26 protein-coding genes and 1 pseudogene are annotated in these 21,910 nt (G+C 70.4%); 17 read left to right on the top strand and 10 right to left on the bottom strand.

The window, feature by feature from the left end; translation table 11 throughout:
* Positions 1–158 precede the first annotated feature (158 nt).
* The gene (locus OG734_RS20955) at positions 159–2,519 is read left to right on the top strand and encodes an arylsulfatase (protein WP_330289062.1); all 2,361 of its coding nucleotides are present in this window, start codon (positions 159–161) and stop codon (positions 2,517–2,519) included.
* A 25-nt stretch (positions 2,520–2,544) separates the two neighbouring features.
* Here OG734_RS20955 and OG734_RS20960 read toward each other — a convergent pair whose 3' ends face one another.
* Positions 2,545–2,886, bottom strand: a complete 342-nt coding sequence (locus tag OG734_RS20960) for a hypothetical protein (protein ID WP_330289063.1) — start codon at positions 2,884–2,886, stop codon at positions 2,545–2,547.
* A gap of 434 nt (positions 2,887–3,320) precedes the next feature.
* On the opposite strand from OG734_RS20960, the gene OG734_RS20965 reads away from it, so the two are divergent.
* Both OG734_RS20965 and OG734_RS20970 read left to right on the top strand, forming a co-directional pair.
* Positions 3,321–4,604, top strand: coding sequence for a cation:proton antiporter (locus OG734_RS20965; protein ID WP_330289064.1), 1,284 nt, complete (start codon positions 3,321–3,323; stop codon positions 4,602–4,604).
* A gap of 7 nt (positions 4,605–4,611) precedes the next feature.
* Positions 4,612–4,947 (top strand): annotated as a pseudogene (locus OG734_RS20970) (PP2C family protein-serine/threonine phosphatase); the annotation flags it as partial.
* Positions 4,948–5,228: 281 nt separating this feature from the next.
* Here OG734_RS20970 and OG734_RS20975 read toward each other — a convergent pair.
* Together OG734_RS20975 and OG734_RS20980 are read right to left on the bottom strand one after the other, a co-directional pair.
* A complete protein-coding gene (locus OG734_RS20975; protein WP_330289065.1) occupies positions 5,229–5,930 on the bottom strand; it encodes a copper homeostasis protein CutC in 702 nt (233 codons plus the stop codon).
* A 93-nt stretch (positions 5,931–6,023) separates the two neighbouring features.
* Positions 6,024–6,725: a maleylpyruvate isomerase family mycothiol-dependent enzyme gene (locus tag OG734_RS20980; RefSeq protein WP_330289066.1), complete on the bottom strand. Its 702-nt coding sequence runs from the start codon at positions 6,723–6,725 to the stop codon at positions 6,024–6,026.
* A gap of 46 nt (positions 6,726–6,771) precedes the next feature.
* Here OG734_RS20980 and OG734_RS20985 point away from each other — a divergent pair, with 46 nt between their 5' ends.
* Both OG734_RS20985 and OG734_RS20990 read left to right on the top strand, forming a co-directional pair.
* Positions 6,772–7,548 (top strand): HD domain-containing protein, encoded by a 777-nt coding sequence (locus OG734_RS20985; RefSeq protein ID WP_330289067.1) that lies wholly within the window; start codon positions 6,772–6,774, stop codon positions 7,546–7,548.
* A 40-nt stretch (positions 7,549–7,588) separates the two neighbouring features.
* A complete protein-coding gene (locus tag OG734_RS20990; RefSeq protein ID WP_330289068.1) occupies positions 7,589–8,683 on the top strand; it encodes a GNAT family N-acetyltransferase in 1,095 nt (364 codons plus the stop codon).
* Here OG734_RS20990 and OG734_RS20995 read toward each other — a convergent pair.
* On the bottom strand, positions 8,665–8,976 hold the full coding sequence (locus OG734_RS20995; RefSeq protein ID WP_330289069.1) for a DUF4031 domain-containing protein: 312 nt from the start codon (positions 8,974–8,976) through the stop codon (positions 8,665–8,667). The genes OG734_RS20990 and OG734_RS20995 overlap by 19 nt on opposite strands.
* The gene (locus OG734_RS21000; protein ID WP_330289070.1) at positions 8,973–9,377 is read right to left on the bottom strand and encodes a hypothetical protein; all 405 of its coding nucleotides are present in this window, start codon (positions 9,375–9,377) and stop codon (positions 8,973–8,975) included. Before OG734_RS21000 ends, OG734_RS20995 begins: the two co-directional genes overlap by 4 nt.
* A 56-nt stretch (positions 9,378–9,433) precedes the next feature.
* On the opposite strand from OG734_RS21000, the gene OG734_RS21005 reads away from it, so the two are divergent.
* The 4 genes from OG734_RS21005 to OG734_RS21020 all read left to right on the top strand — a co-directional run bounded on the left by OG734_RS21005 (position 9,434) and on the right by OG734_RS21020 (position 12,774).
* The gene (locus OG734_RS21005; protein WP_443064884.1) at positions 9,434–10,405 is read left to right on the top strand and encodes a MurR/RpiR family transcriptional regulator; all 972 of its coding nucleotides are present in this window, start codon (positions 9,434–9,436) and stop codon (positions 10,403–10,405) included.
* A 116-nt stretch (positions 10,406–10,521) separates the two neighbouring features.
* Complete coding sequence (murQ, locus tag OG734_RS21010; RefSeq protein WP_330289071.1) at positions 10,522–11,469, top strand: N-acetylmuramic acid 6-phosphate etherase; 948 nt, start codon at positions 10,522–10,524, stop codon at positions 11,467–11,469.
* Positions 11,470–11,527: 58 nt separating this feature from the next.
* A complete protein-coding gene (locus tag OG734_RS21015; protein ID WP_330289072.1) occupies positions 11,528–12,061 on the top strand; it encodes a GNAT family N-acetyltransferase in 534 nt (177 codons plus the stop codon).
* A gap of 122 nt (positions 12,062–12,183) precedes the next feature.
* On the top strand, positions 12,184–12,774 hold the full coding sequence (locus tag OG734_RS21020) for a hypothetical protein (protein ID WP_330289073.1): 591 nt from the start codon (positions 12,184–12,186) through the stop codon (positions 12,772–12,774).
* 37 nt (positions 12,775–12,811) lie between these two features.
* Here the strand turns inward: OG734_RS21020 and OG734_RS21025 are convergent, their stop codons facing one another.
* The gene (locus tag OG734_RS21025) at positions 12,812–13,231 is read right to left on the bottom strand and encodes a PIN domain nuclease (protein WP_330289074.1); all 420 of its coding nucleotides are present in this window, start codon (positions 13,229–13,231) and stop codon (positions 12,812–12,814) included.
* Complete coding sequence (locus OG734_RS21030) at positions 13,222–13,416, bottom strand: type II toxin-antitoxin system VapB family antitoxin (protein ID WP_330289075.1); 195 nt, start codon at positions 13,414–13,416, stop codon at positions 13,222–13,224. Before OG734_RS21030 ends, OG734_RS21025 begins: the two co-directional genes overlap by 10 nt.
* 165 nt (positions 13,417–13,581) lie before the next feature.
* On the opposite strand from OG734_RS21030, the gene OG734_RS21035 reads away from it, so the two are divergent.
* The 3 genes from OG734_RS21035 to OG734_RS21045 all read left to right on the top strand — a co-directional run bounded on the left by OG734_RS21035 (position 13,582) and on the right by OG734_RS21045 (position 16,457).
* Entirely contained in the window at positions 13,582–15,333 is a 1,752-nt protein-coding gene (locus tag OG734_RS21035) for a hypothetical protein (protein WP_330289076.1), read from the top strand.
* Positions 15,334–15,402: 69 nt separating this feature from the next.
* Positions 15,403–15,984, top strand: coding sequence for a dihydrofolate reductase family protein (locus tag OG734_RS21040; protein ID WP_330289077.1), 582 nt, complete (start codon positions 15,403–15,405; stop codon positions 15,982–15,984).
* 182 nt (positions 15,985–16,166) lie between these two features.
* Positions 16,167–16,457: a DUF6355 family natural product biosynthesis protein gene (locus OG734_RS21045; RefSeq protein ID WP_330289078.1), complete on the top strand. Its 291-nt coding sequence runs from the start codon at positions 16,167–16,169 to the stop codon at positions 16,455–16,457.
* A 69-nt stretch (positions 16,458–16,526) separates the two neighbouring features.
* Here OG734_RS21045 and OG734_RS21050 read toward each other — a convergent pair whose 3' ends face one another.
* Together OG734_RS21050 and OG734_RS21055 are read right to left on the bottom strand one after the other, a co-directional pair.
* On the bottom strand, positions 16,527–16,721 hold the full coding sequence (locus OG734_RS21050) for a hypothetical protein (RefSeq protein ID WP_330294042.1): 195 nt from the start codon (positions 16,719–16,721) through the stop codon (positions 16,527–16,529).
* 1 nt (position 16,722) lies between these two features.
* Positions 16,723–16,956 carry a hypothetical protein gene (locus OG734_RS21055; protein WP_330289079.1) on the bottom strand — a complete coding sequence of 78 codons (234 nt, stop codon included), beginning with the start codon at positions 16,954–16,956 and terminating at the stop codon, positions 16,723–16,725.
* Positions 16,957–17,073: 117 nt separating this feature from the next.
* Here OG734_RS21055 and OG734_RS21060 point away from each other — a divergent pair, with 117 nt between their 5' ends.
* From OG734_RS21060 to OG734_RS21080, 5 genes are all read left to right on the top strand, one after another.
* Positions 17,074–17,916 carry a helix-turn-helix domain-containing protein gene (locus OG734_RS21060; protein ID WP_330289080.1) on the top strand — a complete coding sequence of 281 codons (843 nt, stop codon included), beginning with the start codon at positions 17,074–17,076 and terminating at the stop codon, positions 17,914–17,916.
* Positions 17,897–18,163 carry a DUF397 domain-containing protein gene (locus tag OG734_RS21065; protein WP_330289081.1) on the top strand — a complete coding sequence of 89 codons (267 nt, stop codon included), beginning with the start codon at positions 17,897–17,899 and terminating at the stop codon, positions 18,161–18,163. Before OG734_RS21060 ends, OG734_RS21065 begins: the two co-directional genes overlap by 20 nt.
* A 304-nt stretch (positions 18,164–18,467) precedes the next feature.
* Entirely contained in the window at positions 18,468–19,283 is an 816-nt protein-coding gene (locus tag OG734_RS21070; RefSeq protein WP_330293733.1) for a hypothetical protein, read from the top strand.
* Positions 19,280–19,873, top strand: coding sequence for a Uma2 family endonuclease (locus OG734_RS21075; RefSeq protein WP_330289082.1), 594 nt, complete (start codon positions 19,280–19,282; stop codon positions 19,871–19,873). Before OG734_RS21070 ends, OG734_RS21075 begins: the two co-directional genes overlap by 4 nt.
* Before the next feature lie 100 nt (positions 19,874–19,973).
* Positions 19,974–20,648, top strand: coding sequence for a Uma2 family endonuclease (locus OG734_RS21080; protein WP_330289083.1), 675 nt, complete (start codon positions 19,974–19,976; stop codon positions 20,646–20,648).
* A gap of 92 nt (positions 20,649–20,740) precedes the next feature.
* Here OG734_RS21080 and OG734_RS21085 read toward each other — a convergent pair whose 3' ends face one another.
* Positions 20,741–21,865, bottom strand: coding sequence for an NADH:flavin oxidoreductase (locus OG734_RS21085; RefSeq protein WP_330289084.1), 1,125 nt, complete (start codon positions 21,863–21,865; stop codon positions 20,741–20,743).
* Positions 21,866–21,910: the final 45 nt, after the last annotated feature.

The raw sequence follows: 21,910 nt of genomic DNA on the forward strand, positions 1-21,910 counted from the left end.
AGCAAGGCAGGTCTCCGCTGGGGCGCGGGGCACCGATGCTTCGTGGACGGACCGCGGGCCTGGTGCCCGGCCGGTGGACTCACGGTGTGCCTCATGGCTCAGAGACGTCGAATGCCGGCCGAGGTGAGAAGTGCGCGCCGGTGGAACGGAGGCCGTGTATGTCGCAGACATCCTGGAGTGAGTACAAGCCGGGGCGGGCATTCCCTGGGGTGGTCGGGCGGACGACGGACGAGTCGACGCCTGCGTGGCCGCAGCCGGTGCGGGCGGTGCCGGGTGCGCCGAATGTGCTGATGATCGTGCTGGACGACACCGGGTACGGCCAGCTGGGCTGCTACGGCAGCCCGATCGAGACGCCCAACCTGGACGCACTGGCGGCGGGTGGGCTGCTGTACAGCAACATGCACACCACCGCCCTGTGCTCGCCGTCGCGCTCCTGCGTCGTGACCGGCCGCAACCACCACGCCAACGGCATGGCGTCGATCACCGAGCTCGCCACCGGGTATCCCGGCTACAACGGGCAGATCCCGTTCGAGAACGGGATGCTGTCCGAGATGCTGCTCCAGCACGGCTACAACACGTACATGGTCGGCAAGTGGCACCTGATGCCCTCGGAACAGGAGTCGGCCGCGGGACCCTACGACCGGTGGCCGCTGGGACGAGGCTTCGAGCGGTTCTACGGCTTCCTGGGCGGCGACACCAGTCAGTGGCATCCGGATCTGGTGTACGACAACCACCAGGTCGAGCAGCCGGCGACGCCGGAGGAGGGCTACCACCTGACCGAGGACCTGGCCGATCGAGCGATGTCGTTCGTCGCGGATGCCAAGCAGGTCGCCCCTGACAAGCCGTTCTACCTGCACTTCTGCACCGGTGCGACGCACGCCCCGCACCATGTGCCGAAGGACTGGGCCGACCGCTACCGGGGCATGTTCGACGACGGCTGGGACGCCTACCGCGAGCGCACCTTCGACCGGCAGAAGCAGCTCGGCATCGTGCCCGCGGACTCCGAGCTGTCCCCGCACGACCCGGACGTGCCGGCCTGGGAGTCCCTGTCGCCGGACGCGCGCCGCCTCTCGGCGCGGATGATGGAGGTCTACGCCGGGTTCCTCTCCCACACCGACCACCACATCGGGCGGCTGATGGCCTTCCTGAAGGAGATCGGCGAGTTCGACAACACGCTGATCATGGTGGTCTCCGACAACGGCGCCAGCGCCGAGGGCGGGGCAACCGGGACGACCAACGAGCTGCAGTTCTTCAACAACGCGCCGGAGTCTCTGGAGGAGAGCCTGGCGCGGATAGAGGAGATCGGCGGCCCGGAGACGTTCAACCACTACCCGTGGGGGTGGACGTGGGCGGGCAACACGCCGTTCCGGCGGTGGAAGCGGGAGACCTACCGGGGTGGCGTGAGCGACCCGTTCCTGGTCCACTGGCCGGCGGGCATTCGGGCCCGCGGCGAGATCCGTGACCAGTTCGCGCACATCATCGACATGGTGCCCACCGTCCTCGACGTGCTGGGCATCGAGCCGCCCGCCGCCATCCGGGGCGTCACCCAGTCGCCTCTGCACGGGGTCAGCTTCGCGCACACCTTCGACGACGACGCCACACCGACTCGTCACCGCACTCAGTACTACGAGATGTTCGGGCACCGGGCGATCGATCACAACGGCTGGCGTGCGGTCTGTCCCTGGCCCGGCCCCTCGTTCGTCGAGGCCGGAAAGCCGTTCGGCACCCCGATCACCATGACGGACCTGGACGACCTCGACGCCCATCACTGGGAGCTCTACCACGTCGACGAGGACGTCGCCGAGACCCGCGACCTCGCCCAGGAGCACCGCGGCAAACTGATCGAGATGATCGCCCTGTGGTACGTCGAGGCCGGCAAGTACAACGTGCTGCCGATCGACGGCAGCGCCCTCGAACGCATGATGCTCGAACGGCCGCAGATCGCCGCGGCCCGGACCAGCTACACCCTGCGTCCCGGCACACAGGTCCTGTCGGCCGCCGTCGCCCCGCGGGTCCTCAACCGCCCGCACAGCATCACCGCCGATGTGGAGATCCCGCCGGGCGGCGCCGAGGGCGTGCTGCTGTGCCAGGGCACCAACGCCGGAGGCTGGTCCTTCTACGTCAAGGACAACCACCTGAACTACGCCCACAACTACGTCCACCGGACGCTGCACCACGTGGCGTCGGACGAGACCGTCCCAGAAGGCCGTCACACGCTGCGCTTCGAGTTCGAGCCCACCGGAAGCCCGGACATCGCGGCAGGCAAGGGCTCGCCCGGTCGCGCCCAGCTGTACGTCGACGACCGCCTGGTCGCCGAGATCGACATGCCGTTCACGACCCCGGTCGCCTTCAACCCTGGAGGCATGGCCTGCGGCGCGAACCCCGGCTCGGCTGTCACCTCCGACTACCGGGCGCCGTTCCGATTCACCGGCACCCTGCACAGCGTGACCGTCGACCTGTCCGGCGACCTGATCGTCGACGCCCCGAGCGAGATGCGCATGCACATGGCCCGGCAGTGAGGGCCCTGGCCGGGCCTGCTGGTGGTCAGCCGATACCGTCCAGCAGCAGGCCCAGCCGGACGTCGAACCAGGCCCGCTCCTGTCGCCATGTCTCCGCGGCGCACACCAGCAGCCGGCTCAGACCGTCGATGGTGAGCGACCGCCACCGGCAGACCCTCAGAACCTCCACCAGCGCTTCGGCGCACTCGTCCTGCGGGCTCAGCCCGTTCCGCGGACCCCGGGGGCGGGGAATTGCCTGCCCACCGTCCATGGCGGCCACCGCACGGTGGCAGACGAACTCGGCGGTGAACGACTGCCACGCGAACGGTTCCAGCGCGGCGCGGACCGCGACGACCCGGGCATCGCCCACCGGTACGGTCACCGCCATCGAGAACACCTCACTTGCGCACAAAACACCGGCCGACTCCGATTGTCACACGGTGGCGACCCTTGTGAGCAGGGCATTCATCGGAAGCGGTGCCGGGTAGAAGGGTCGCGCCACGGCGAAGCCGATCGCCGACGACGAACGCGCTGTGCAGGTCGAGGTCGGTCGAGGTCCGTGCGTCACGGGCCGGCTCTACCAGCGTTGCTCAGTGCCGCAGCGCTCGCTCACCCCGTTCGGCTCGGTGCAGTCGCCTCTCGTTGGGCCGACCGGGCCGGGCTGCGCGGGTTCGGCCCAAGGGTTCCGTGGGCCTGGCCGGAGGCGACATAGGGTCAGGCTTCGTGCCTCCGCGGGGGTGAGATGGCGTGCCCGGGAACCCGTCACGCTGCCCCCGACGCAGCCGCCCTGACGACGACGGATGTCCAGTGTGAGGAGTGCGGATGAACGGCTGGGCCGTCGTGGTCGCCGGGGGTGCGGTCGTCGGCTACGGGGCGCTCTCCCGTCGCTTGTCGACCACGGTGCTCTCGGGACCGATGGTGTTCATGCTCGTCGGTGTGGCGATCGGCCCGCTGGGCCTGGACCTGCTGGACCGCGCGAAGGATCCCGAGGTCACGCGGACGCTGCTGGAGAGCGCCCTGGTGCTCCTGCTGTTCGCGGACGCGGCAGGAATCAGGGCCCGGGACCTGCGCCGGGAGGAGTTCCTGCCGCTGCGGCTGCTCGCGGTGGGCCTGCCGGTCACGATGGCTCTGGGGTGGCTGGTGGCCTGGCCCCTGCTGCCCGGCCTGGGTGTGTGGGAGCTGGCCCTGGCCGCCATCATCCTCGCGCCGACGGATGCCGCGCTCGGGCAGCAGGCCTTCTCCAACAAGCAGGTGCCGCGGCTGGTCCGTGGCGGCCTGACCGTCGAATCCGGTCTGAACGACGGCCTGGCCCTTCCGTTCTTCGTGCTGGCACTCGCGGCAGCGGGTGAGGGCCACGGCCATCCGGGCATCGCCGAGACCTTCCTGCGCGCGCTGCTGCTGAGCAGTGCGATCGGAGTCGCGGCCGGCTGGGCCGGGGCGAGCCTGTTGCGCTGGTCGCTCGCCCGGGGGTGGAGCGGCTCCGACTGGCGGCAGTTCCTGGTTCTCGGCGTCCCGGTCATCGCGTACGTCCTGTGCGCCAAGGGCGAGGGCAGCGGTTTCATCGGCGCCTGGGTCGCCGGCCTGGCCTTCGGCATCCACCTGCGCCGTACCCCCGCCGACCTGGGCATCCGTCCCAAGGACTCAGACCCCGCGCGGAGCACCGGGTTCACCGAACGCCTCGGCCTCCTGCTCGCCTCGCTGAGCTTCCTCGTCTTCGGCGCGGTCATCCTGGGACCGACACTCGAGCACCTGACGTGGCGGATGGTCGTCTACGCGCTGCTCAGCCTGACCATCGTCCGGATGCTGCCCGTCGCACTCGCCCTGGCCGGCACCGGCCTGCGGCCCGCCTCCATCGCGTACGTCGGCTGGTTCGGCCCGCGCGGGCTCGCCTCTCTGGTGTTCGGCCTGCTCGCCCTGGAAGAACACCTGCCCGGGGGAACCCTGCTGAGCGAGGTCATCGCCGTGACCGTCGGCCTGAGCATCATTCTCCACGGAGCCTCAGCGCCCCTCCTGGGCAACCGCTACGGAGGATGGTTCACCAGGACACTCCGCGCGGAACCGAACCTCCGGGAGAACACCCTCGCGCACGACGACGGCCCACGCTGATGGGGTCAGCGGCGCGCACTCGCCGCCCCTGCTCTGCCACCCGGACGGCACCGTGACGTTCCTCGACCAGGCGACCGATCCCCCGCTCGGAGCCCGCCCCGAACACGAATCCCGCACACAGAGCCGGACGGGTTTCACCGACGGCTCCACGCTCGTCCTCTACACCGACGGACTCATCGAGCGCCGCCACGAGGACATCGACACCGGCCTCCACCGGCTCGCCGACTCCCTCACCGGCCACCGCACCGCCGACCCCGACCAGCTCGCCGAGGCCATCCTGACCGACCTGATCCCGCCCGCCGGTATCACCGACGACACCGCCCTGGTCGTCCTCCGCCTCTGACCACACCCGCCGACAAGCTCGGCGCTCGTACCGGTCGCACTGAGCGCGGGCCGACACCCCTCCAGCACCGTCCGGCACCCCTTCTGCGCCGGCCGGCACCCCTCCAGCACCGTCCGCGGCACCCCCTTCTGCGGGGGCCGGCACCATCCAGCCCGTCTGGGGGTCCCCCCTCTGGGGGAGTTTGAGGACGAGCGCGTTCAGCGCGATGGGGGGTCTGGGGGCGCAGCCCCCAGGTTCAGGATGGGACGGGTAGGGGCGGCGGGGGCGAGAAGACCCCCACATCAGCCCCCGTCCAACACCCCCCGCCACTCCGCCACCGCCCCCACCGACACCGGCTGCCCCCACCCCCCGGGCCGAGCCGCACCCCCAATATGAAACGCGTCCACCCCCGCCGCCCGCAGCCGCGGCACATGCTCCAGACGCAGCCCACCCCCCACCAGCAGCCGCTGCTCATACCCAGGCTCCTCGCACCGCGCCGCCTCGGCGAGCAGCGTCGGAAGCCCGTCGTCGACGCCGGCCGCCGAGCCGGCGGTGAGATACGTGTCGAGACCGGGCAGCCCGTGCAACTCCTTGCGCAGGGCGTCCCGATCGGCGGCCCGGTCGATCGCGCGGTGGAACGTCCAACGGCAGCCGTCGAGTTCGGCGACGATCTGCTCGACGACCGGGAAATCGACGGCACCCTCGATGCCAAGAAACCCGAACACGAACTCGTCGGCACCAGCACCCCGCAGCTCCCTGGCCGCGCGCAGAAGCGCGTCGACGGCCCAGGCATCCCCTGCGGTGAACCCGTCCGTCAGCCGCAGCATCACCCGCAGCGGGAGGTCGACTGCGTCCCGGATCCCGGCGAAGGTCGCGACGTCCGGCGTCAGCCCGTCGGCCGCCATGTCGGTGACCAGCTCCAGCCGGTCCGCACCTCCGTCACGGGCGGCTACGGCGTCCTCGACACCGAGGGCGATCACCTCCAGGACTGCGCGCTGGCTCATCGAACCCCTTCCCTGGTTCCCGTCGGTTCCCTGTGGATCGACTACAGGTCTAGTCCAATCCAAAGAGTACGCCCACGAGCCCGCCCACGTCACTCACCCTCCGTACATGTTCAACTCCCCCACCTCCACCCCCACCAACTCGAACGCACCCACATCCGCCCCCGCACCCGCACCCACCACCGACCGCCCCGCATACAACCGCACCAGCGCCGCACCACCCCCGATGAACCGCCCCGGCGTCCGCACCCCCGACACATCCCCCAGCCGCAACGGCTCGTCCAGCTCATCGACATCGGCATGCAGCGGCACCAGCCCACGTTCCCGGCTGAGCCGCGCGAGCAGAGCCAGCGCGTACGGCAGCCCGGGCCCCGCGTAGGCCCCCGGTTCCCCGAGAGCCTCCCGCACGTCCCCGGCGTGCACCCACTCCCCGAGCGCGAGCCCGTCCAGCGCCCCGCCGGCCCTGGCGATCACGGCCCCGGCCGCGCTCATCCCCTTCTCCAGCTCGTCCACGACCCGCGCGTTCGTCCAGTCGGCGCGCTCGGCGATGTCCCGGTCGTTCGACTCGGGCGAGAACACCCCCTTCTCGAAGCGCCCCTCGACCACCCTCAGCAACGCGGCCGAACAGTGCGCGAGCACCTCCCGCACGGTCCACTCGGGACACCCGGAGGTGACGATCCCGAAGTCGGCCTCGGGGCGGGCCCGCAACAGCGGAATCAGCGTGTCGCGCTCGACGGTCAGGAGCCGCCCGGGCAGCTCGGGGTCACGTACGTCAGGTACATCGGCAGAAGACGTCATGCCTCCCACGCTAGGGGCCGACGCACCCGGACGGGAGAATGCCCGCATGCCCGATCAAGCCGCCCTCGATGCCCTCGACGCCCTCCGCGCCCGCTGGACCCAGGCCCTGGAAGCAGCCCGCGCCACCCCCGACACCAGCCCCGAAACCACCCCCGGCAATGCCCCCGAGAACGCCCCCGCTCCCGACCCCACCCCCTACGCCGACAACCTCCTCGCCCGCTGGCAGGAACCCCAGCGCCGCTACCACACGCTCACCCACCTCACCGCGGTCCTCGACCACATCGACGTACTGGAACGGGAACTGGACCTCGACCAGGCCGGGACACCCGCCCCCGCCCCCGCCTCCACCCCCACCCCCATCCCCGCCCCCGACCCCGACCTCGCCCTCGCCCTCGTACGCCTCGCCGCCTGGTTCCACGACGCGGTGTACGCCCCCGACCGCTCCGAGAACGAGGAGCGCTCCGCCCGGCTCGCCGAACGCGCCCTGCCCGAGGCCGGAGTGGCACCGGAGAAGACCGCGGAGGTGGCCCGCCTGGTCCGCCTGACCGTCACCCACGCCCCCGCGCCCGACGACCTCAACGGCCAGGTCCTGTGCGACGCGGACCTCGCGATCCTGGCCGCTCCCCCGGACACGTACGCCGCCTACACGGCCGCCGTCCGCGAGGAGTACGCCTTCGTCCCGGACGACGCCTTCAGGCAGGGCCGGGCCGCGGTACTGCGCCAACTCCTCGCCCTGCCACGGCTGTTCCGAACGCCGTACGGGACGCAGCGGTGGGAGAAGGCGGCGCGCGCCAACATCGCGGCGGAGCTGGAGCGGCTTTAATCCGTGTCCCTGACAGCATCCGACCCCCTATCCTCACCGCATGCTGAGCACGGGTGGAGACGAAGTAGACGAGGCAGTCGCGAGCATGGTGGCGCTGCTGCGGCCGGCGGTGGGACAGGACTGGGCGGACGTCAACGCGGGGCGCCTGGAGTGGAGTTGCCGACAGACAGCTGAGCACGTCGCCAGTGATCTCGTCGCGTACGCCGGCCAGTTGGCGGGACGGGCGCAGAACCGCTACGTCCCCTTCGCCATCACCATCGACGGCCGTGAGGGCGGTCTGGATCCCGCCGACAACGAGGGCATCCTCGACGTCATCACGACGACCGGCGCCCTCCTCACCGCCGCAGTCCGCACCGCCCCCCGCGCCGCGCGCGGCTTCCACCCGTTCCCCTTCCGCAGCGCGAACCGTGAGGGCTTCGCCGCGATGGGCATCGCCGAAGTGCTGCTGCACGCCTACGACATGGCCGAGGGCCTGGGGCTGACCTACGAAGCGCCCGCGCACCTGGCGGAGTTCGTTCTCACCCGGATCTTCCCGAACGTCCAGCCCGGCCCCGACCACTGGCAGACCCTGCTCTGGGCGACCGGCCGCGCCAACCTTCCCGGCCGCGCCCAACTCGCCGAGTGGCGCTGGACCAACAACCTCGTCCTCGACACCGAACGCCTCCGCCTGGAGGGTGTCACCCCGGCGGCCGCCGCCGACCTGGGCGCGGGCGGCACCGGCGGCTTCGACTGGATCGAGGGCGGCCCCTTCGAGGGCACGCGGGACGCCGCCGGGATGGTGACCAAGGCGTACGAAGCGGGCGTACACCGCCCGGAGTTCGGCCTGTTCGTCCTCGTACGACGGGAGGACGACCGCGCCGTTGGCGGCATGGGCTTCCACGGCGCCCCCGACGAGGAGGGCAAGGCCGAGGTCGGCTACGACCTCGCGGAGGCCGCCCGCGGCAACGGCTACGCCACGGAGGCGCTGCGCACGCTGGCCCAGTGGGCGCTGGCGCGGGACGACGTACGGTCCCTGTTCGCGACCATCGAGCCGCTGAACGCCCCGTCCCGGGCGGTGATCGCCCGCGCCGGGTTCGTGCCGGTGAGCGAGGAACTCGACGAAGAGGGGCTCCAGGCCTACGAGTTGCGCGGCTGACGACCCGGCCGACCGGGCCCGCCCCGCTCACCGCCCGCTTCCTTGCGCCTGCGCAGTCCCGCCCCGTGCAGCAGCCGCACCACCTCGCGGCTGCTGACCTCCACCGCCCCGGCGGCCACCACCTCGCCGTACCGATGCGACGGAATGTCGTAGTGGTCGCGTTCGAAGGCCCGCCGGGGTACGCCCAACTCGTCGGCGAACGACTGCAGTTCCTCGTACGAGACGTCGCTCACGAGGTGTGACCAGAGGCGGCCGTGCCCGGGCCAGACCGGCGGATCCACGTAGATGGTCACGACGACGCCATCCCGCCCGAGGCCGCCGCCAGCCCTCCGACCGCCGCGACCCGCACCCCCGCCTTGTGGCACACCCACTGCGGGTCGGGGCCCAACTCCGGCTCGACCTCCAGGGCGTGTGGATCGCCGGCGCCGCAGACCGGGCACAGCGGCCAGCGGCCGAACCGTTCCAGGAGCGCGTCCTGGACGTCCTGTGCCACCAGCCCCGCCACGAAGGCCGCGCCGTCCGGCCACTGCTCGACCCACCAGCGGCGCTGTACGACCGACTCCTCGACCATCGAGACGACGTCCGCCTCGGCGACCTCGCGTGCGGCCAGGTCGGCGAGCACCAGGGCACGTGCCGCGTGCAACGCCTGCTCCAGAAGGGTGACGGGATTACTGGGGTCGCCGGTGGGGGTCATGCACCCATTGTGCGCACTCTTGACCGTAGTCCCGAATGGAAAATATCTTTCATCATGTGAGCCGAGACGTGAAGGAAATTTTCGGAAGCTCGGGCACCTCCGGCGCGCCCAGCGGCATCCCGGGTGTCGCCCCGCCCGCGCCCGCCGCCCTCGCCGCCAAGGTGCGCACACTGGCGCCCTCCATGACCCGCTCCATGCAGCGCGTCGCCGAGGCGGTCGCCGCGGACCCGGCCGGCTGCGCGGCCCTCACGGTCACCGGCCTCGCCGAACTCACCGGCACCAGCGAGGCGACGGTCGTCCGTACGGCCCGGCTGCTCGGCTACCCCGGCTATCGCGACCTGCGCCTCGCGCTCGCCGGCCTCGCCGCACACCAGCAGTCGGGGCGCTCCCCCGCCGTGACCGCCGACATCGCGGTCGACGACCCGATCGCGGACGTCGTGGCGAAACTGGCGTACGACGAGCAGCAGACCCTCGCCGACACGGCCGCCGGGCTCGATGTGGTCCAGCTGACCGCCGCCGTCAGCGCACTGGCCGCCGCCCGTCGCATCGACATCTACGGCGTCGGCGCCTCCGGGCTGGTCGCCCAGGACCTCACCCAGAAGCTGCTGCGCATAGGGCTGATAGCGCACGCCCACAGCGACCCGCATCTCGCCGTCACCAACGCTGTTCAGCTGCGCGCGAAGGACGTCGCCATCGCGATCACGCACTCGGGGTCGACCGGGGACGTCATCGAGCCGTTGCGCGTCGCCTTCGAGCGCGGGGCCACGACCGTCGCGATCACGGGGCGGCCCGACGGGCCCGTCACGCAGTACGCCGACCACATCCTCACCACCTCCACGGCCCGCGAGAGCGAGCTGCGCCCGGCGGCCATGTCCTCGCGCACCAGCCAACTCCTCGTCGTGGACTGCCTGTTCATAGGCGTGGCGCAGCGGACGTACGAGACGGCCGCACCGGCGCTCTCGGCCTCCTACGAGGCCCTCGCCCACCGCCACACCCCGCGCAGCAGCGGCACGACATCACGCCGCTAGGCCCGCCCGCGCCCGGGCGCCTCCCCGTCCGGGCCGCACACCGACAGCCGTAACACCGGTAGGCAGCCGCAGCCGCAGCCGCCCTACCGGAAGATCGGAAAGAAGAGCCGCACGCCATGACCTCAACCGCTGACGCCTCCTCCAACTACCGCGCTCTGAAGGAGGAGTTGGAGACGCTGACGACCGAGGCGTTCCGCCCGGAACTGGCCGAGATCGACCAGCTTCCCACCCTCGACATCGCCAGGCTGATGAACGCCGAGGACACGACCGTCCCGGCCGCCGTCGCCGACCGGCTCCCGGAGATCGCCGCCGCGATCGACGCCCTGGCGGCCCGGATGGCACGCGGGGGCCGGCTGGTCTACGCGGGCGCGGGTACGCCGGGCCGGCTGGGTGTGCTGGACGCGTCCGAGTGTCCGCCCACCTTCAACACGGACCCCGCGCAGGTCATGGGCGTGATCGCGGGCGGCCCCGAGGCCATGGTCACCTCGGTCGAGGGCGCCGAGGACTCCAAGGAGCTGGCCGCCGGTGACCTCGACGCGCTCGGTGTCACCGCCCTGGACACGGTGGTCGGCGTCTCGGCGTCCGGCCGTACGCCGTACGCGGTCGGCGCCGTCGAACACGCCCGCGCGCTGGGCGCGTTGACGATCGGCCTGTCCTGCAACGCGCACAGCGCGCTCGCGGCGGCCGCCGATCACGGCATCGAGATCGTCGTCGGCCCCGAGCTGCTGACCGGCTCGACGCGGCTCAAGGCGGGCACGGCCCAGAAGCTGGTCCTCAACATGCTGTCGACGATCACGATGATCCGCCTCGGCAAGACGTACGGGAACCTGATGGTCGACGTAAGGGCGTCGAACGAGAAACTCCGGGCCCGTTCCCGCCGGATCGTCGCCCTGGCGACCGGTGCGGACGACGAGGAGATCGAGGCGGCGCTCGCGGCGACGGACGGCGAGACGAAGAACGCGATCCTGGTCGTCCTCGGCTCGGTCGACGGCCCGACGGCAGCCCGTCTCCTCGCGGAGAACGAAGGCCACCTGCGCGCGGCGCTGGCAGCGGCCCTTCATTGACGGGCCTGAGAGGCCACTGATGCATGCGCGCGTTCGGCCGTCGGGCAGGATGGGCGCCATGACCGAGATCCACACCCCCCGACTCCTGCTCCGCCGCTGGACCGACGACGACCTCGTGCCCCTGTCGGAGATCCACGCGGACTCCCAGGTCATGCGCTGGATCGACGACGGCTCGGTGCGTGACCTGGAGTACACGGCGGAGGCCATCGAGCGGTGGGAGGAGGAGTGGGACGAGGAGGGTTTCGGCCTCTTCGCCGTCGAGCTGCTCGCCTCGGGTGAACTGATCGGCGCGGTCGGCCTGTCCGTGCCCGGGTTCCTGCCGGAGCTGGCGCACGAGGTGGCGATCAGCTGGCTGCTCGGCTCACAGTTCTGGGGCCAGGGATACGCCTCCGAGGCCGCCCACGCCACCTTGGAGTTCGCCCTCCAGGACCGTGGCCTCGACCGCGTGATCAGCATCAGCAGAGGGGGCGACGACGCCTCCGAGAACATCATCCGCAAGCTGGGCCTGACAGAGGAACGCCAGACGACCCACCCTGTGTACGGCCACCAGCTGATCGTGCACGCGATCGACCTGACGGAGTTCGAGGCATAGGGCTGTGCCTGTGCCCAGGCACAGGCATACCCGTACTCGCGCTCGCGTTGTCAGTGGCGTGTGCGACGGTGGAGACCGCTGAGCGCTCAGCGCACCCGCAGCACGCCGAAGGGACGACCACCGTGAACCACGCCCAGCTGACCGCCCTCGGGCGAGCCCTGCGCGTCCTCGGCGAGCACGGGGACGCGCTCTCCGGCGACACCGGCGACACGAAACTGCACGAGATCAAGGCCGACCTGAAACGGGCCCTGGCGATCCTGGACGACACGGTGACCGGCTCGGCGCCCACGACCCGCTGCGCCGAGCACCCGAACGGCCCGGTCGACGAGAGCGCCAATGACCTCTGCCTCCTCTGCGAGACGCGCCGCCGCAGCGCCCGCCGCTCCCAGCAGAACGGCACCTACCCGCAGGCCCGCCCCACCGACCCGGACACGGCGCCCCCCGAGCGCACGATGTCCCGCTACGGCGTCCGCGCCGACCGCCCCCAGCCCCAGCAGCGCTGGCTCCCCGAGGTCTGGACCGGCCAGGTCTGGCAGCTCTGCGGCACCCCACGCCGCGACCGCATCGAGGCCGAGCGCTACCTCTCCGCCGAGCGCCGCGCCCCCCGCCCCGGAATCGCCTACCGCCTGGTCCACGAGTTCACCGACTACGAGGTCCTGCGAATCTGGGGCACACCGGTGAAGGTGGACATCGAGCCGATGGGGAACCTGTAGCTCTCCCCGGAAGCCTCACGGGCCAGAGGAGCCCTGGCTACGGCACGGACCCACGCTCCACGACCCACTCGACGGGCTGCCCGGTGATCTCGGCGATGTGCTCGAAGTCGCCGTCATAGTGAAGCACCGTCACCCCGTGCCGCTCAGCCGTGGCAGCGATCAGCAGATCCGGGATGGACGCCTCGCGGTGCATACCCTTCTCCGCCAGAAGCCCCTGGACCTCGATAGCCCGAACGCCGATCTCATCGGTGAGAGGCAGCCACTCGAAACCCTTGCGGACCGACCGTCCCGCCGCATGCTCTTCCCCGTTACGGGCACTGAACAGGATCTCAAGGTCGACCACAGCGCACGTCGCCAGGAGCCCTCGCTGCACGAGCGGCATCAACACAGCCCTGACCGACGGATTTCCGGTACGCGCCCACGCACTCTTGTCGACGAGATACCGCTCTACCGCCACGCTTTCGCCATCACTTCCGGATCGCCGAGATCGCTGAAGACCCCGTCTTCCAGCATGTCCATGAACCGCTGCCGCTTCGCCGCCGCCACGAACTCCGCCAGGGCACCGTTTACCGTGGCTCGTTTGGTCGTAGTGCCCAGTATTTCCGCAGCCTCAGCAATGAGTGCATCGTCGAGGTCGATCATGGTACGCGACATAGCTTCCTCCAGACACACGATCTCCTCTCCTCAGTATGCACGGATTTCCCTGAAAGAGGTGTCTGAACCACTGCCGCTCGCGATCCGCCCTTCCGAACCGCAACCGTCGCGGGCGCTTCTTCGTCCTCTCGTTGACGACCAGGAGGGGGCCCTATGGGACTGGTGCGCACGCTACTGCCCTTGCCACGGGCCGCGGCCCGGCTGACTCCCCGGCTGGGCGGGCCGCTGCTCGGCGCCGCGCTGATGCGCTGCCTCGCCCCCGGTTGGGTGCTGCTGCGGCCGTCGCCGCCCACGCTGCGACTCGCCTGGGCCGAGGAGGCCGTCGCCGTGTACCGGGCGCTGGTCGAGACGGAGGACCCCCGTCCACGGCACCGCGGCCTTCTTGCCCGCTCCCTGACCCAGCACGCCACCGCGCTTCTCCTCGTCGGCCGCTACGAAGAGGCGCTCACCGCGCTGGAGGCCGCGCGGGCCGTACCGGGCGCACGCTGGTCGCCGGCCCAGCAGGCCTCCGTGCTGCACCTTCGGGCGCAGGCGCAATTCGACGTGGGCCGGCTCGACGAGGCGCTGGCTTCGACCGGGGACTGCGTGACGGCGTACCGCGCGCTCATGCCCGCCCGCCGGGAGCGGGCACCGGCCCACCTGTCCGGTGCGCTGCGCACGTACGCGCTGGTGCTGGGCACCCTCGGACGTACGGAGGAGTCCGTGGCGGTCTACGAGGAGTGCACCGTAGCGCTGCGGGCCATGCCGCTGCGGAAGCTGGGACCCGTACTGCTGGTGCGGGCCCGCGTCCTGAGCGAACTCACCTCCGGGCTACGGCACTTGGGCCGGTACGAGGACGCCCTGACCGTCGGCCGGGAGGCACGTGAGGCAACCGGCGGCGCCCTCATGTGGGCCTTGCCCGACAGTGTGCGCCCGCTGCGCGTGCGGCTCCTCGTTGACCTGGCCCGCTGCCACCAGGCCGCCGGCGATCTGCCCACAGCGCGCACAACCGCAGGCGAGGCCGTCGCCGAGGCCCGCGCCCTGGCCGACCGGGACAGGGCGGCCGGGGAGCAGTGGCTGACGGTGACGCTCAACTGTCTGGCGGACCTGCTCGGCGAACTGGAGGAACACGTCGAGGAGTTGGGCATCCTCCAGGAGCTGGTGGACCTGTGCTCCTCTCTCACCGCCGAGAATCCGGAGTTCTACGGCCCCCACCTCGCCGAACACCTGGAACGGCTGGCCGACTGCCACCGGGCGTCGGAAGACCACCGCTCCGCCGTACAGGTGACGGAGCGCAGTGCGACCGCCTACCGGCAGGCCGCGGACCGCGACCCCGACGCCTACGAGCCGCAACTCGCCCGCGTCCTGGCCAACTTGAGCCTGCGCCGGTCGGACGACGGCGACGCCGACGGCGCGGTCACCGCCGCCCGCGAAGCGGTGGCCCTCACCCGGCGGCTGGCCGAGTCCGACTGGCAGACCTACCACGTCCTCACAGGCCGTCGTCTGCAGATCCTGGGCCGCGCCCTGCGCCGCAGCGGCGCTCACCCGGCGGCCGTCACCTGCTACGAGGAGGCGGAGTCGGTCCTGCAGGACGTGCGGGAAGGCGACGCCGCCGAAGCCGACCGGCAGGCATCCGCGCTCGCTGCGACCCGGTCCGGCCTGGCCATCACGCTCGACGCGGCGGCGCGGGCCCACCTGTCGGCCGACCGCCCCGCCGAGGCGGTCGCCACGCTGGGCTCCCTCCTCGCCCTCACCCGCCGCACCGACCGGACCGACGTCCACGCCCGCTGCGTGACCGCGTTTGCCGATGCCCGAGCGGAGCACGGGGAGCCGGTCGTACAGGCCTGGGCGCAGGAGACGGGCGAGGGCTTCCCGACGTTCGTCTACCGATACCGGTTGCCCGGGAGCAGCGTCGTACAGCGATGAGTTTCGGGGCCGCGTCCGGTCTATGGATACGAGGAGTACGCGAGCCCTCGGACACCCATAGGAGCTGTGATGAGCACCGTGGTCATGCACAACGTCGTTTCTGTGGACGGTTTCATCGCCGACGCGGACGACCAGGTCGGCCCCCTGTTCGACTGGTACTTCAACGGCGACACCCAGCTCGGCAAGGAGGGCGCGGGCTTCGAGATCTCCAAAGCGTCCGCCGAGTACGTCAGGCCGATGTGGGCGAGCATCGGGGTGATCGTGGTCGGACGGCACCTGTTCGACATCACCAACGGCTGGGAAGGGTCACCGCCGGCCGGCGAACACGTGGTCGTCGTCTCGCACCGGCCCAGGCCCGACGGATGGCATCCCGAGGCGTCCTACTACTTCGTCGACGACGTCACGCAGGCGATCGCGAAGGCCAGGGAGCTCGCCGGGGAACGCATCGTCGCCGTGGCGGCGGGCGAGGTCGGCGGTCAGGCGTTCGCGCTGGGCCTGGTGGACGAGGTGGCGATGGACGTCGTACCCGTCGTGTTCGGCTCGGGGAAGCGGTACTTCGGATCGACGGAATCGCAGTACCTGCTGGAGGACCCGCACACGGTGATCCAGGGCGACCGGGTACTGCACCTGCGCTACCGGGTGAGCCGATGAAGGACATCGAGAAGCAGCCCCCCGCAGGCAAGGTGCTCTGGCACTCCCCCTGATACCGCAAACCTTGATCCACACGACCGGGTGAACCACGTCCCTCGTCCGGGGCAAAGGGGCAGATCAGCGGCCGGTGATCGTTAATGCTGCCGGTGTCCGCATCATTCCTTTTTGCCAGGAGACCCTCCTTGAACGTCCGCCGCTTCCTGTCCACCACCCTCGCCGTCGTCGCCCCCCTGACCAGCGCCCTGGTGCTCGCGGTCGCCACACCCGCGGCCACCGCCGCCGCGAACCCCTGCGGGTTCTACGAGACGGGCAGCGACGCGTACTACAACCACTGCACGAGCGACGGCTCACGCATCATCATCGAGGTCGAGGTGTGGGGCCCGAACTACGAGAAGTGCGTGGCCCCCGGCGACACCTGGCTCGGCAGCAGCAGCAAGATCGACGGCGCGTTCTACACCGGCCGCCTCTGCTGACCTGACCTGACCTGACCTCAGCTCACCTGATCCGGCCCGGCCTCGCCCGGGCCGGATCACCCGCTCGCCTCAAGGCAGCCGCCCCTCCCGGTTGACCCGCCGCACCCGCGCCCGCAGCACATCCCCCGGCGCCGCCTCGCCCAACGCCTCCGGCGGGCAGTCCCACTCGCACCCGCCGCCCACGGGCCGCAGCTGCACGTACCCGCCCTCGCGCCCCATGACCTCCCCGATCCGCCCGTCGCGCACATCGAGGGCGTACGCCACCTCACGCACCCTCGTCGCCGCCCACGGCCACGCCCTCCAGTACGGCGACCAGCCGCGTCGCCGTACGGACGTTGCAGCGCCCGAGGACCACCAGCGCGAAGGGCTCGCCGCTCGCCCCGCTCACGGGGTCGACGCCCAGCGACGGCAGCGCCACGCCGACCTCTTTCAGCGCCGCCCGCAACCGCGCCACGATTTCCTCGGTCGGCTGTACCCGCCCGTTCGACAGCAGCTCCATCGCGCCTGTCCCTCTCCACTCTGAGTGTTGATGTTCTCCACACAGCGTGGCGAATAGGTGTCTAACCTGGCCAGAGGGGACAACCCAACAACGCCATGTGTGCGACAGGGAGTTGCGATGGCAGCACCGAAGGACCTCGACCCGTCCTCCTCACCCCGGGCCTTCCTGGGCGCCGAGTTGCGCCACGCCCGCGAGGCGGCGGGCCTGAGCCAGGACGAACTGGGCCGACCGCTATTCGTCAGCGGTTCGTTCATCGGCCAACTGGAGTCCGGGACAAGGCGGATGATGCACGATCTCGCCGTGCAGATAGACCAGATCCTGGGCACCAAGGACTTCTTCGAGCGCAACTGCGCCGCCCTCGCCAAGTCGAAGTACCCCGACCACTTCACGGAAGCGGCCGAGGCCGAGGAGATGGCTACGGCCATCAGGGAACACTCCCACCTCCTCATTCCCGGGTTGCTCCAGACAAAGGCGTACGCGGCGGCGGTGTTCCGTGCCTATAAGCCAACGGCTTCAGACGCCGAGATCGACGAAGACGTAGCCAGCCGCCTCGACCGCGCGCGCCTCCTCGACAACCCAACATCCCCGTTGTTGTGGTCGGTTCTGGACGAGGCGGTGCTCCGGAGGATGGTCGGCGGCGCAGCGGTGATGGCAGAAGCATTGCGGCACGTCGCGGCACTGATCCGGCAGCATCGGATCATCGTGCAGGTGCTGCCGTTCGGCGCCGGGGCTCACGCCTCGATGACCGGCTCTCTGAAGCTCATGGAGTTCGACGACGCACCGCCGCTCTCCTTCGTCGAGGGCCCGAACATGGGGAAGCTGCTGGACGACCCGGCTACGGTCGCCCGCCACACCCTCACGTTCAACCTCCTCCAGGCGGCGGCACTTTCGCCTCAGGATTCGCTGGCCCTCATCGAGTCGGTGGCGCAGGATTACGAACATGGAGAAGAGCACTCTTGAGCACGCCCTGAATACGGCCACCTGGCACAAGTCGACGTACAGCGGCGGCGAGGGCGGTAACTGCCTGGAGATCGCCCGCTGGCGCAAGTCGACGTACAGCGGCGGCGACGGCGGCAACTGCCTGGAAGTCTCCGACGGCCACCCTGCCCTCGTCCCCGTCCGTGACTCCAAGAACCCCCTGGGCCCGAAGCTCGCGTTCCGGGCGGAGGCGTGGACGGCGTTCGTCGCCGACCTCAAGCAGCAGTAGGGCTGTTGGCCCCGCCACCCGCTCCGAAGCTCAAGCGGCCAGCCCCGAGCCCTCTTTTTTAGGAATGGGAGGCGGGCCTCAACCCGCCCTCCCACCCCGCGTGTTGACTTGACGCGTTCGGCTTGCCACGCAGAGTCACGACGGGTTAGCGTTCCGAGACAGCAAACAAAACGACCCCAGTCAGATGCGGCTAACACCTGACAGGGGTCTGACCGTCGAGATCACACCGCTTAAAGGAAATCCCGTGGCTGAAGCCAAGTTTAGTGCTGCCGTCCTGCCCGCGCACGCGCCTCCGCCCCACCCGATGGCCAATCCGGGTTACGGCAAACGCGACGCCCCGGACCAACGCCCCCGCACGAACCACGACTTCGCGCATCTCCCGGCCCGCGAGGCAGCAGTCGCCGCGTACATCGACCGGTTGCCCGGCGGCGCCGACATCTCCGTAAAGACGCTGGCCAAGCACCTCCCGTACGGACAGTGCGCCCTCCGTACGACCCTCAACAACCTCCGGCAGGCGGGCCACCTGCGCCGGGGCCGCGAACACCTGACCGGCACCGGCAGCCAACTCTGGATCACCCGAACGTGGTTCACCCGCACGGCACGCGGCGACGACTGGTGGGCGGCGTTCACCCGGGGCGACGTACCGCAGGAGCAGGCAGAGGAACCGCACCGGCGTCCGACCCGTTCCCGCGCGTTCATCCTGCTCGTCGCCCTCGGCCGTACCGCCCCCGCCCTTTCCCTGTCCGAGGCGGACTGTGCGGCGCTGGCTCCGCTGGTCGGGGAGTGGTTCGCGCGGGGAGCCAGCGACGAGGCCGTACTGCACGCCCTCACCAACGGGCTGCCGACGCCGGTCCACCACCCGGCCGGCCTGATCCGTCGCCGCCTGACCAGCAAAATCCCGCCGGAGCCCGCTGCCGTACGGCCGTCTCTGCGCGTGTTGGAGTGCGCGAAGTGCGGTGTGCCGGGCCGCCCGGAGGCCCTGCCTGGCGGCATCTGCGGCACCTGCCGGGGCGAGACCCCGCACCGTCCGGCCTCGCCCCTGCCCGCCTCCGCGATCCACTCCCGCGCAGCCGGTATCCGCGCCGAGATGTCCCGACGCCGCGAAGAGAGCCGTACATGACCAGAACGCACCCGCACGTTCCGCAGATGCCGCTCGACGACTTCGAGGACCTGGCCCGTGGGGCACCCGAGACCGTCTGGCTGGAGTTCGTCCGGGGCAGGGTGGAGGTGAAACCGCGCCCGGTCGGTATGGACGGCGCGATCCTGATGTCCCTGCTGAGTCAGTTCACGTTGGAGGACAGGCTCTGGGATGCGTATCCGTACACCGGGCTGTGCACAGAAGCCTCGCTGGCAGGCCGCTATCTGCCCGACGCCCTGTTCTTGCCGAGGGACCACCGTCCGGGCCTCAGCCACTGGGCAAGTCCGGACGATGTCTCGGCGGTCGTGGAAATCGTCCACCGCGCCTCGGGCAAAGACCATCGCGACCACGACGCAAAGCGCACCGGCTACGCGTCCGCCGCCATCCCCGTCCACATCCTCATCGACCGCGACGACAACACCATCACCGTCTTCAGCGAGCCCAAGGACGGTCACTACCAGCTGGTCGCCTCGTACCCCTGGGGAACGACCGTCCAACTCCCCGCTCCGGTGGACGTCGCGCTGAACACCGAGAGGCTCAAGAACTACATGGCGCGGAACACCGAGCCATGACCGGGATTCCCGACCGACGCGAAAGGCAACACGTATGACCGCTCCAACGGTCCGGAGGCACACAGCCGAGGCACCATGGTGGGAAGGAGGCGAGCCCACCATGACCTTTGGCACCAGGCGCCCGCAGATGTCCCGCGAGGACTTCGAAGAGCTGGCCGGTAAGGCCCCCGAGAACGTGCAGCTCGAATTCCTCGATGGACGGCTGTACGTCAAGGGCGATCACATCGAGGTCGAGGACTTCGAAGAGCTCGCCCGCAGGGCCCCGGAGGGCGTCAAGCTCGAACTCATCGACGGAAAGCTAGAGGTCAAGCCGTTGCCGGACAATCGCCACAGGGCCATCGTGGTGTGGCTCATTCGGCTGTTCATGCAACTGCGTCCCGAACTGGCCATGTACCACGAACAGGATCTCAAGATCGGCGCCTACCGCAAAGGGAACGCCACCGCGGATGCCGCATTGGCGCCGTTGGATCACTTCATCGCCGAGGACAAGAACTGGGCCTCGCCGGACGGTGTCCTCATGGTCGTCGAAGTCACCTCCCACGACCGCGACACCGACCGACGAGACCGCATCAACAAGGCGCGCGGCTACGCGGAGGCAGGCATCCCCGTGTACCTGCTGATCGACCGGGACAACCACACCCTGGTCGTGTACAGCGAGCCGAAGAACGGCTCCTACCAGCAGAACCCTTCGTACCCGTACGGAGCCGTGGTCGACCTCCCCGCACCCGTGAATGTCACCCTCAACACCGAGAAGCTCAAGGACTACGCCGACTGAGCCTCGGCCGACACCCCACGGCCCGAAATCCAGAGGGCGGCCCCGAGAAGGAGCCGCCCACCATCAACCACACAACCGTGGCCCGACTCGGCTCAGCTCAAAGACCCCAGCGCCGACGCGTCGTAAGCCTTCAGCTCGCCCGTCCTGTCCTCCAGGACCTTCGCCGCCCACTCCGGGTCCTGGAGCAGCGCGCGGCCCACGGCCACGAGGTCGAACTCCTCGTTCTCCAGGCGGTCCAGGAGGTCGTCGATGCTCTTGATCGGGGAGCCCTCGCCCGCGAAGCCCCGGATGAAGTCGCCGTCGAGGCCGACCGAGCCGACCGTGATGGTGGGCTTGCCGGTGAGCTTCTTCGTCCAGCCGGCCAGGTTGAGGTCCGAGCCGTCGAACTCCGGGAGCCAGTAGCGGCGCGTGGAGGCGTGGAAGGCGTCGACGCCGGCCGCCGCGAGCGGGGTGAGGATCGACTCCAGCTCCGCGGGGGTCTCGCCGAGGCGGGCGTCGAAGGCGCCCGACTTCCACTGCGAGTACCGGAAGATGATCGGGAAGGACGCGGACACGGCCTCGCGTACGGCGGCCACGATCTCCGTCGCGAACTTCGTACGGGCGACCAGGTCGCCCCCGTACGCGTCGGTGCGACGGTTGGTGTCCGCCCACAGGAACTGGTCGATCAGGTAGCCGTGGGCGCCGTGCAGTTCGACTCCGTCGAAGCCGATGCGCTCGGCGGCCACCGCGGCCTCGACGAACGCGTCGATGACGTCGTCCAGGTCCTCCTGCGTCATCTCCTTGCCACCGCCGGCGGTGCCGTCCAGCCGCAGACCGGACGGGCCGACCGGCGGCGCGTCGGCGTACGGGGGCTGCCCGGCCTCCCTCGTCATGCCGATGTGCCACAGCTGCGGCACGATCTTCCCGCCGGCCGCGTGCACGGCGTCGGCGACCTTCGCCCAACCCGCGAGCTGCTCCTCGCCGTGGAACCGGGGGACGCCGTCACTGTCACCGGCGGATTCGTGTCCGACGTACGTGCCCTCGGTGACGATCAGACCGACTCCCGCGCCCGCACGGCGCGCGTAGTACGAGGCCACGTTCTCCCCGGGGACGCCACCGGGCGAGAACTTGCGCGTCATCGGCGCCATCACGATCCGGTTCGGCACGGTCAGACCGTTCAGCGTGACAGGGCGGGCGAGGACCTGGGCCGCGCGGGAGGTCTGGGCGGGGGCTGTCACGTGGGGGCTCCTCGGAAGGGGACGGGAGACGAACGGAGGTACAGA

This window comes from Streptomyces sp. NBC_00576 (genome assembly GCF_036345175.1).
Taxonomy (GTDB): Bacteria; Actinomycetota; Actinomycetes; order Streptomycetales; family Streptomycetaceae; genus Streptomyces.